This is a genomic window from Paraburkholderia rhizosphaerae (assembly GCF_004366595.1).
Taxonomy (GTDB): domain Bacteria; phylum Pseudomonadota; class Gammaproteobacteria; order Burkholderiales; family Burkholderiaceae; genus Paraburkholderia; species Paraburkholderia rhizosphaerae.
In genome coordinates this window covers 237,656-247,518 of record NZ_SORE01000010.1, presented here as the reverse complement: position 1 = coordinate 247,518, position 9,863 = coordinate 237,656, and the positions used below count along the sequence as shown (strand labels likewise).

At 62.4% G+C, this 9,863-nt stretch carries 8 protein-coding genes and 1 pseudogene; 8 read left to right on the top strand and 1 reads right to left on the bottom strand.

What is annotated here, in order from left to right:
• Positions 1–231: pseudogene (locus BX592_RS15545) on the top strand (alpha-ketoglutarate permease); the annotation flags it as partial.
• A gap of 24 nt (positions 232–255) precedes the next feature.
• On the opposite strand, the gene BX592_RS15540 reads toward BX592_RS15545, so the two are convergent.
• A complete protein-coding gene (locus BX592_RS15540) occupies positions 256–1,326 on the bottom strand; it encodes an MBL fold metallo-hydrolase (RefSeq protein ID WP_134192705.1) in 1,071 nt (356 codons plus the stop codon).
• A 187-nt stretch (positions 1,327–1,513) separates the two neighbouring features.
• Between BX592_RS15540 and BX592_RS15535 the strand changes: the two genes are divergently transcribed.
• From BX592_RS15535 to BX592_RS15505, 7 genes are all read left to right on the top strand, one after another.
• Positions 1,514–2,002, top strand: coding sequence for a MerR family transcriptional regulator (locus tag BX592_RS15535; protein WP_166676363.1), 489 nt, complete (start codon positions 1,514–1,516; stop codon positions 2,000–2,002).
• Positions 2,003–2,080: 78 nt separating this feature from the next.
• Complete coding sequence (aceK, locus tag BX592_RS15530) at positions 2,081–3,883, top strand: bifunctional isocitrate dehydrogenase kinase/phosphatase (protein WP_134192704.1); 1,803 nt, start codon at positions 2,081–2,083, stop codon at positions 3,881–3,883.
• Between the two features lie 136 nt (positions 3,884–4,019).
• On the top strand, positions 4,020–4,796 hold the full coding sequence (can, locus tag BX592_RS15525) for a carbonate dehydratase (protein ID WP_134192703.1): 777 nt from the start codon (positions 4,020–4,022) through the stop codon (positions 4,794–4,796).
• Positions 4,789–5,979, top strand: a complete 1,191-nt coding sequence (locus BX592_RS15520) for an acetyl-CoA C-acetyltransferase (RefSeq protein WP_134192702.1) — start codon at positions 4,789–4,791, stop codon at positions 5,977–5,979. Before can ends, BX592_RS15520 begins: the two co-directional genes overlap by 8 nt.
• Positions 5,980–6,079: 100 nt before the next feature.
• Entirely contained in the window at positions 6,080–7,216 is a 1,137-nt protein-coding gene (locus BX592_RS15515; protein WP_134192701.1) for an acyl-CoA dehydrogenase family protein, read from the top strand.
• A gap of 4 nt (positions 7,217–7,220) precedes the next feature.
• On the top strand, positions 7,221–7,712 hold the full coding sequence (locus tag BX592_RS15510) for a YchJ family protein (RefSeq protein WP_134192700.1): 492 nt from the start codon (positions 7,221–7,223) through the stop codon (positions 7,710–7,712).
• Between the two features lie 543 nt (positions 7,713–8,255).
• A complete protein-coding gene (locus BX592_RS15505) occupies positions 8,256–9,539 on the top strand; it encodes a dienelactone hydrolase family protein (protein WP_134192699.1) in 1,284 nt (427 codons plus the stop codon).
• Positions 9,540–9,863: the final 324 nt, after the last annotated feature.

Genomic DNA, 9,863 nt, shown 5'->3' with positions numbered 1-9,863 from the left:
AAGGCGGAGATGTTCCCGCCTGAAGTGCGCGCGCTCGGCGTCGGGCTGTCGTACGCGGTGGCCAATGCGATCTTCGGTGGCTCGGCCGAATATGTCGCGCTGTGGCTCAAGCAAGCAGGCAGTGAGACGAACTTCTACTGGTACGTATCCGCGATGTGCGCGATCGGTCTGGTTGTGTCGCTCAGGATGCGCGACCCATCGAAGGTCGGCTATTTGCGTCACGAGCCGTGAACGCGCCGCTTGGCGGGCCTCCCGTCACGGGTGAAAGCGCGTCACACCGTCCGCATCTTTAACGCGCTTCAGTTCCCCTGCATGCCATAGCAAATGCAGATGGGCGAGCGCCTCGCCCATCGCAAATGTCAGTTGATGCAGGTCGAGCTTGCGACGGAACATCAGCGGCACGATATCGGCGGCGCTGCGCGGCTCTTCCGCGCAGGCCGCACGTACGTCGTCAAGCCGCGCCGCGTGATGGTCGCGCAACTGCGCAATACGTGTGTGCAAACCGCGAAACGGCTTGCCATGCGAGGGCAGCACAAGCGTGTCGGCCGCCATCGGTTCGTAGCGCCCGAGCGACTGCAGATAAAGCTCGAGCGGGTTGCCTTCCGGCTCGATGTCGAACACCGACACATTCGTCGAGATGCGCGGCAACACCATATCGCCGGAAATCAGCACGCGCGCGTCTTCGCAATGCAGCGCGCAGTGTTCGGGCGAGTGACCGAATCCGGTGACCATACGCCATGTGCGACCGCCAATTTCAACTCCATCGCCTTCGCGCATGCGCCAGTACTGGCCCGGAATCGCAGGCACGAGGCTGGGGTAATAACTGTTGCGATTGCGCAGTCGATCAAGCAACTCGGGGTCTGCGAGTCCGTGCTGCGCGAAATGCCGCGCGGCGCCTTCCCCGCCCGCGTTCGAACCCGCGCCGGTAGCCATCACGCGGCCCAGCACATACTCGCCGAGCGACATCCACAAGCGCACTTGCCAGCGGTGCCGGTCGCCCCCTTCACAGACCCAGTGCGCAAGACCGAGATGATCCGGGTGACAGTGCGTAACGATCACACGCAGCACTGGCAAGCCGTCGAGTCCGGTATCGAACACGCGCTCCCAGTTGGCCTTGATCGTATCCGATGCGATGCCGCAATCGATTACTGTCCAGCCAGACTGCCCGTCGATTTCATCGCGCAGCAGCCACAGGTTGATGTGGTCGAGCGCAAACGGCAGCGGCATGCGCAGCCAGTGCACGCCGGGCGCGACTTCGTGCGCGGTGCCCGGCTCGGGTAGCGAATCGCCAAAGGGGTAGTCGAGTTGATGTTCGAGTGCATTCATCGGAAAAAACCTGCTCGCTGCAAACGGGCCGCGCGGCCGCGTCAATGCGATGCCGCGCGCCCGGTGTGGTCACGCCAGGCGCCGTTGCACTTTGCGCAAGTTGACGATAACGTAAACGTCCATTCTATCGCCCAATTCGGGATCATGCCCGGCAGGCGGCCGGGCTGCCCCATCGGAAAGCCGAACCATGACGGTGCAATACACGATCACCGAGCTCGCACGCGAATTCGACGTCACGCCGCGTGCAATCCGCTTCTACGAAGACCAGGGTTTACTCTCGCCGAGCCGCGAAGGTTCAAGCGGCTTGCGTCGTGTGTATTCCGGCCGCGATCGCACGCGGTTGAAGCTGACGCTGCGCGGCAAGCGCCTCGGCTTCACGCTTTCGGAAATTCGCGATCTGCTGGACCTGTATGAATCGCCAACCGACACGGTGCCGCAACTGCATGCATTCCTTGCGACCGTCGTTCGTCATCGCGAAGTACTCGAGCGGCAGCGCGAGGATCTGAACGCGACGCTCGAAGATCTCGCGCAATACGAAGCACAGGCGCGCGCGCTGCTCGAGCGCGGCGGAAAGCAGGCACAACCGCGCACGCACCGGCAAACGCCGCGGGACAAGCAACCGCAGGAACAGGAAGCTCCTCGCCCCCATACCAGCGCTCAGCCGGAACGGAACTGACGCACATACCGCAGACGCGGCTTGCGCGAACGCTACAATAACGGGTGTCCTCACGACATTGTTGAATGCACGGTCGACATGAATCATTTTCCTAAACTGCTGTCGTCGCAAATCGGCTTCGACGTCGCGCAAGCGATGCTCGAAGGCTTCGACCGGCACTACCGGATCTTCCGCGATGCGGCGATCGACGCGAAAGATCTGTTCGAAGCAGCGGACTGGCACGGCATTGCGCGCCTCGCGCGCGAACGCATCACGTCGTACGACGAGCGCGTGCGGGAATGTGTCGAACGACTCGAAGACGACTACGACGCGGAAAATATCGACAACGAAGTCTGGCAGCAGATCAAGTTGCACTATATCGGCCTGCTCACTGCGCACCGTCAGCCTGAATGCGCGGAGACGTTCTTCAATTCCGTTTGCTGCAAAATCCTGCACCGCTCCTATTTCAACAACGACTTCATATTCGTGCGCCCGGCGATTTCGACCGAGTACATCGAGAACGACGAGCCCGCGGCGAAGCCGACGTATCGCGCCTATTACCCGGGCAAGGACGGCTTTGCTGAAACGCTCGAGCGCATCGTCACGAATTTCCAGCTCGACCCGCCGTTCGAAGATCTGAAGCGCGACGTGAGTTGCGTACTGCAGTCGATTCACGACACGTTCGGCCAGTTCGTCGAGGCACCCAACTTCCAGATTCACGTGCTGTCGTCGCTATTCTTCCGCAACAAGGCTGCGTATATAGTCGGGCGCGTAATCAACGGCGATCTGCTGGTGCCGTTTGCAATACCGGTTCATCATGTGCGGCCAGGCCTGCTCGCGCTCGACACGGTACTGCTCAAACGAGAGCAGTTGCTGATCATCTTCAGCTTTTCGCACTCGTATTTTCTGGTCGACATGGAAGTGCCATCCGCGTTTGTCGAGTTTCTCGGCACGGTGATGCCGGGCAAACCGAAAGCGGAAATTTACACATCGGTCGGCTTGCAGAAGCAGGGCAAGAATCTGTTTTATCGCGACCTGTTGCATCATCTGTCGCACTCGAGCGATCTGTTCACCGTTGCGCCCGGCATCAAGGGCCTGGTGATGCTTGTGTTCACGCTGCCTTCGTTCCCGTACGTGTTCAAGTTGATCAAGGATCAATTCCCGCCACCGAAGGACACGACGCGCGCGCAAATCGAGGAGAAGTATCAGCTCGTCAAGCGTCACGACCGGCTTGGCCGGATGGCCGACACGCTCGAATATTCGAGCGTCGCGCTGCCGCTGTCGCGCATCGACGATGCGCTGTTGCGCGAGTTGCAGAAAGAAGCGCCGTCGCTGCTCGAATATGAAGGCGACAACCTCGTGATCGAGCATCTGTATATCGAGCGGCGCATGGTGCCGCTTAACCTGTTCCTGCAAAGCGGCACCGACGACGACATCGACCACGCAATCAAGGAATACGGCGACGCGGTCAAGGAATTGATGCAGGCGAATATCTTTCCGGGCGACATGCTGTACAAGAACTTCGGTGTCACGCGGCACGGCCGCGTGGTGTTCTACGATTACGACGAGATCGAATACCTGACCGATTGCAATGTGCGCGCGGTGCCGCCGCCGCGCAACGAAGAAGACGAGATGTCCGGCGAACCGTGGTACACGGTCGGCCAGCACGACATCTTTCCCGAGACTTACGGTACGTTTTTGCTGGGCGACCCGCGCGTGCGCAAGTCTTTTATCCGGCATCACGCGGATTTTTTCGATCCCGCGCTGTGGCAGCGACACAAGGACCACATTCTCAAAGGCGAACTGCCCGACTTTTATCCGTATGACCGCGGCCTGCGATTTCGCAACCGCTACCCGGAGCGCTTCGCGCCTGCGACGGCGCCGGCCGCGCGCGCCGCATGAGATATCGCATGAAGCATCCGATACGGCGCACGCATGAACGACTGCACCCGAGCGACTCGCGCGGCGCGCCGGCATCGCACCTTTCAACGGACCGGCATGCCGGTCCTTATCACGCCACTCACGGCTTCGACCGATCATGACTACCAACGCTACTCCTACTCCTCACCCGCTCGCGCACCTGTTCGACAACAACGAGGCGTGGGTCAACCGCAAGCTGTCCGAAGACCCCGACTACTTCTCGCGTCTCGCGCATCAGCAGACGCCTGAGTATCTGTGGATCGGCTGCTCGGACTCGCGCGTGCCGGCGAATCAGATCATCGGCTTGCCGCCGGGCGAAGTGTTCGTGCACAGGAATATCGCGAACGTCGTTGTGCACAGCGATCTGAACTGTCTGTCGGTGATCCAGTTCGCCGTCGATCTGCTGAAGGTCAAGCACATTCTCGTGGTCGGCCACTACGGCTGCTCGGGCGTCGGCGCCGCACTACTCGGCCGGCGCGTCGGCCTCGCGGACAACTGGCTGCATCACGTGCAGGACGTGCGCGCGAAACACGCCGAACTGCTCGATCAATGGCCGATCGGTGACGCGCGGCACCGGCGTCTTGTCGAGCTCAATGCGATCGAGCAGGTCGTCAACGTGTGCCGTACGACGAGCGTCACCGATGCGTGGGCGCGCGGCCAGGATCTGACCATTCATGGCTGGGCGTACGGTGTGCACGACGGCCGCGTGCGCGACCTCGGCATGACAATCGACGATCCGGGGCAACTCGAAGCGAAGTATGCGCACTGCGTCGCAGCGGTGTCGGCCAGCCATGCGCATGAAGCTGAAAACGATGTCGTGGCCGCCGATGCCGCGAAGCTCGGCGACGTGTCCGAGGTCGTCCACGGCGTGATCAAGGAGCTGAAACATGAGTGAGACAAACGATCCGATTGTCATCGTTGCCGCCGCGCGCACGCCGATCGCGGCGTTCCAGGGCGATTTCACCGCGCTCACCGCGCCGCAGCTCGGCGCGGCCGCGATCGGTGCGGCGGTAGCGCGCGCGGGGCTCAAACCCGGGCAGATCGACGAAGCGGTGATCGGCTGCGTGCTGCCCGCCGGCCAGGGCCAGGCGCCGGCGCGCCAGGCGGCGCTCGGCGCGGGCCTGCCGCTCGCGACCGGCTGCACGACGGTCAACAAGATGTGCGGCTCCGGCATGCGCGCGGCGATGTTCGCGCACGACATGCTGGCCGCGGGTTCAGCCGACGTGATCGTGGCGGGCGGCATGGAGAGCATGACGAACGCGCCGTACCTGCTGCCGAAGGCGCGCGGCGGCATGCGGATGGGCCACGGCCAGGTGCTCGACCATATGTTTCTCGACGGCCTCGAGGACGCGTATGACAAGGGCCGGCTGATGGGCACGTTCGCCGAGGAATGCGCAGCGTCGTTCGACTTCACACGCGAAGCACAGGACGCGTTCGCGATCGAATCGCTGACGCGCGCCAAACGCGCGAACGAAGACGGTTCGTTCGCGTGGGAAATCGCACCGGTTACCGTGACAAGCCGCAAAGGCGACGTGCTCGTCGAGCGTGACGAACAGCCGTTCAAGGCGAATCTCGACAAGATTGCGTCGCTCAAGCCCGCTTTCAGCAAAACAGGTACGGTCACCGCAGCGAACTCGTCGTCCATTTCGGACGGCGCCGCGGCGCTCGTGATGATGCGCGCGTCGACCGCGCAGCGGCTTGGCGTCACGCCGCTCGCGCGCGTGGTCGGCCATACGACGTTCGCTCAGGAACCGGCGAAATTCACGACCGCACCGGTCGGCGCGCTGCGCAAACTGTTCGACAAAAACGGCTGGCGCGAGGACGACGTCGATCTGTACGAGATCAACGAAGCGTTTGCGGTGGTGACGATGGCAGCAATGAAAGAGCACGGTTTGCCGCATGCGAAAGTCAATGTGCACGGCGGCGCGTGCGCGCTCGGTCACCCGATCGGCGCGTCCGGCGCGCGCATTCTGGTGACGCTGCTCGGCGCGTTGAAGCATCGCGGGCTCAAGCGTGGCGTCGCGAGCCTGTGCATCGGCGGCGGAGAAGCGACCGCGATGGGCATCGAACTGCTGTGATAACGGCGCGGAAATACGACGGCACGCCGCTCGACTGGTAAAGCTTCAACGATCGCGGACCGCGGACCTCCGCGATCGGCAACGAACAGGAGACGCGCCGATGGTGCTCGATCAGGATCACTTGATGATCCGCGATGCGGTACGTGCGTTTGTGCGCGCCGAAATCACGCCGCATGCCGCGCAATGGGACCGCGACCGCACATTCCCCGCCGACGTGCACAAGGGCCTCGCCGAACTCGGCGCGTACGGCGTGCTGGTGCCGGACAACTGGGGTGGGGCCGGTCTCGACGCGCTGGCGCTCGCGCTGATTCTCGAGGAAATCGCAGCGGGCGACGGCGGCACATCGACCGCGATCTCCGTCAACAATTGCCCGGTGTGCAGCATTCTTCTCACTTATGGCAATGATGCGCAGAAGCGCGACTGGCTGACGCCGCTCGCCCGTGGCGACATGCTCGGCGCGTTCTGTCTGACCGAACCGCAAGCCGGCTCCGACGCGTCCGCGCTGCGCACCACCGCACAGCGCATCGACAACGGCAGCGCGTATGTGCTGAACGGCGTCAAGCAGTTCATTACGAGCGGCAAGAACGGTGACCTCGCGATCGTGATGGCGGTCACCGACCGCGACGCCGGTAAGCGCGGCATCAGTGCGTTTATCGTGCCGACGGATACGCCGGGTTATATCGTCGCTCGCGTCGAAGACAAGCTTGGCCAGCATTCTTCCGATACGGCGCAGATCGTGTTCGAGCAGTGCCGTGTGCCGGCCGGGAATTTGATCGGCAACGAAGGCGACGGATATCGCATTGCGTTGTCGGGGCTTGAGGGCGGCCGCATCGGCATCGCCGCGCAAAGCGTCGGGATGGCGCGCGCGGCGCTCGAAGCGGCAATCGCTTACGCGAAACAGCGCGAAAGCTTCGGCCAGCCGATTTTCGAACACCAGGCGGTGCAGTTCCGGCTCGCCGAGATGGCCACGCAACTCGAAGCGGCGCGACAGTTGATCTGGCACGCCGCATCGCTGAAGGACGCCGGGCAGCCGTGCCTCACGGAAGCCGCGATGGCGAAACTGTTCGCGTCGGAAGCGGCCGAGCGGATCTGCTCGGCCGCACTGCAGATACACGGCGGCTACGGCTATCTAAGCGACTTTCCGGTCGAACGCATCTATCGTGACGTCCGTGTCTGCCAGATCTACGAGGGCACGAGCGACATCCAGAAGATCCTGATTGCCCGCGGCCTGAATTGACACAATGACATCCAGCGCAAACCCGAACGTTGCGGCAAGGACAGCACGGCCTTCGCTCTGCCCATGCGGCGGCGCAACGCCCGAGCCGGCGCAGGGACAGCGCAGCCGGTCGTTACCAGCGGGCCACGGGCCGCGCTTTGCCGACTGCTGCGGCCGCTTTCTCGACGGTGGCATGCCCGCGCCCACCGCGCTCGAACTGATGCGCTCGCGGTATAGCGCATACGTGCTCGGCGATACCGACTACCTGCGCGCAACCTGGGCGCCGCATACATGCCCCGCGGACCTCGACGTGGATCCATCGGCGAGCGACGCGCCACGCTGGCTTGGTCTGCAAATCAAACGCTTCTCCGCCGTCGATGACACGCATGCCGAAGTCGAATTTGTCGCCCGTTACAAGGTTGGCGGACGCGCGCACCGGCTCCATGAATCGAGCCGGTTCGTACGCGGCGACGACGGACGATGGCGCTATGTCGACGGCGACGTAAGCGATCGCTGACTTCATCTTTTTTATTACAGATTTATTTCACGTCACGGAAAGAACACAAATATTCGGGACCGCTCCCTTTAAATTGTGTTTGTGACGCAGCCCGATTCGTTGGTTGTCCACGACATTTTCAGGCCGCAATTTTTACGCGCAACCAGCAGCGGCGCGGCTTCGCGTGGCGACATACGCGTTTCTCCAAACATAATTCGCGCGGCAGGGGTTTGTACTGAATTGCACAAAGGGAAATTGTCGTGCCAGGATCGAGCCATAGTCTTGAACGTCCGTTGTGGAGGCGCGGAGACACCGCCCCCGCATGATGTCCAGGCCAGCGTAGCAGGGTTCTTTTTTGATGCGACGCGTGCCTTGACGACATCGCGTGACGTTCTTCTTCGGTGCGTGGGGTGGCGCCGACTTTAGTGGCATTCATTCGGTGCGATTCGATCGGCGTGTGAACGCATGTTCCACACGCAAGTGAACTGTTTTGTCTGCTTGTAGCAGGCCAAACCTTCACACCGGGCAGGCAATATTCAGGCGTTATTGGAAGCGGGTAACCGGATGATGTTCAGGAAAATCCGAACGGGGTGTGCGATGGTGGCGGCGTGTGCAGCACTGGCCGCGACGGTCGCTGCGCAGGCGGGCACGACCACCGATGGCGGCCCGCTTTCGAACGCCACCGTGCCGCGTATTGCGTTCGATGACGACCACTATCTGCCGACCGTTCATCTGAATGAACAGGTTATCGGCATTCCGGGCGGCCCGGACGGGTCGATCACCCTGCAAACGACGATCTACAAGCCCGATGGCCCGGGCCCGTTCCCGCTCGTCGTCTTCAACCACGGCAAGATTCACGGCGACCCGCGCTCGCAGGCTCGCAGCGACCCTGTGTCGTTTGCGCGCGAGTTCGTGCGGCGCGGTTATGTGGTGGTTGCGCCAAACCGGCAAGGTTTCGCGCAGTCGGGTGGCACGTATGTGCAGGACGGCTGCAACGTCGAACGCAACGGCTTGAGCCAGGCGGCCGACGTCGCGTCGACGGTCGACTTCATGGCTAAGCAATCGTATGTCGACGCCCAGCACATCGTGATCGCCGGCACCTCGCACGGCGGTCTCGCGACGATCGCTTACGGCGCCGACGCCGCATCGGGCGTGCGTGGACTGATCAATTTCTCGGGCGGCCTGCGTCAGGATGCGTGCACCGACTGGCAAGGCAACCTGACGCGCGCGTTCGGCACCTATGGCGAACAGGCACGCGTGCCCTCGCTCTGGCTGTACGGCGATAACGACTCGATCTGGTCGCCGGAACTCGTGTCGCAAATGTACGCCGCATACGACGCGCATGCCGCGAATTCGAAGATGGTCGACTTCGGCATGTACAAGAACGACGCGCATCGCCTCGTCGGCGATCGTGACGGCGTGCATATCTGGTGGCCGTCGGTTGAACGCTTCCTCGCGCGCATCGGCATGCCGACGCGCGTTCAGTACCAGGTGTCCGAGCCCTCGCAGCCGAAACCGACCGACTTCGCATCGATCGATTCCGTCGGCTCCGTGCCCTTTATCGACGATGCCGGCCGCAATGGCTATCGCAACTTCCTGCACCAGTATCCGAGCCGCGCGTTCGCGGTGTCGGCATCGGGCGCCTGGTCGTGGGCCGAGGGCGGCGACGATCCGATGGCAATGGCCGTGACCAATTGCCAGAAGCAAAGCAGCGATCCGTGCCGGCTGTATGCGGTGAACGATACAGTGGTCTGGAAGCAGAGCTCGTCCGATACGCAGACGGCCGAAAACGGCAACGACAACAACAATTCGAAGTCCGACAGCAAGCCGGCACTCGCCAGCAATTGATCTATTGATCTGAACGATCTTCAGTGCGGCATCCCGCGGCAGTCCACCAAAGGCGCAACCTGATTGCGCCTTTTTCATATCTTCATCTTGATAGGCGGGATGTGGCTTCGCTCAGCCCGACGCAGTGCCATCCGCGCCACATGTCTTCCTGACGGTTCCGCTCACTCTGACGTCGTCAACTGCATCGATTTGCGTCTTTCGCAAGCGATCCGCGCGAAGCTGCATCGATCGTCGAAAAACCGTTACGAATCAAGCACCGCACGGGCGCCGCGCGACAATTTCCACATGGTGCATTGCGCCCGATTACGCGTTAATCTCACTGCC

What these genes read in the sequence shown, in the direction of transcription:
- BX592_RS15540 (WP_134192705.1), bottom strand. Translation starts at nt 1,326, where the DNA reads ATGAATGCACTCGAACATCAACTCGACTACCCCTTTGGCGATTCGCTA.
- BX592_RS15535 (WP_166676363.1), top strand. Translation starts at nt 1,514, where the DNA reads ATGACGGTGCAATACACGATCACCGAGCTCGCACGCGAATTCGACGTC.
- aceK (WP_134192704.1), top strand. Translation starts at nt 2,081, where the DNA reads ATGAATCATTTTCCTAAACTGCTGTCGTCGCAAATCGGCTTCGACGTC.
- can (WP_134192703.1), top strand. Translation starts at nt 4,020, where the DNA reads ATGACTACCAACGCTACTCCTACTCCTCACCCGCTCGCGCACCTGTTC.
- BX592_RS15520 (WP_134192702.1), top strand. Translation starts at nt 4,789, where the DNA reads ATGAGTGAGACAAACGATCCGATTGTCATCGTTGCCGCCGCGCGCACG.
- BX592_RS15515 (WP_134192701.1), top strand. Translation starts at nt 6,080, where the DNA reads ATGGTGCTCGATCAGGATCACTTGATGATCCGCGATGCGGTACGTGCG.
- BX592_RS15510 (WP_134192700.1), top strand. Translation starts at nt 7,221, where the DNA reads ATGACATCCAGCGCAAACCCGAACGTTGCGGCAAGGACAGCACGGCCT.
- BX592_RS15505 (WP_134192699.1), top strand. Translation starts at nt 8,256, where the DNA reads ATGATGTTCAGGAAAATCCGAACGGGGTGTGCGATGGTGGCGGCGTGT.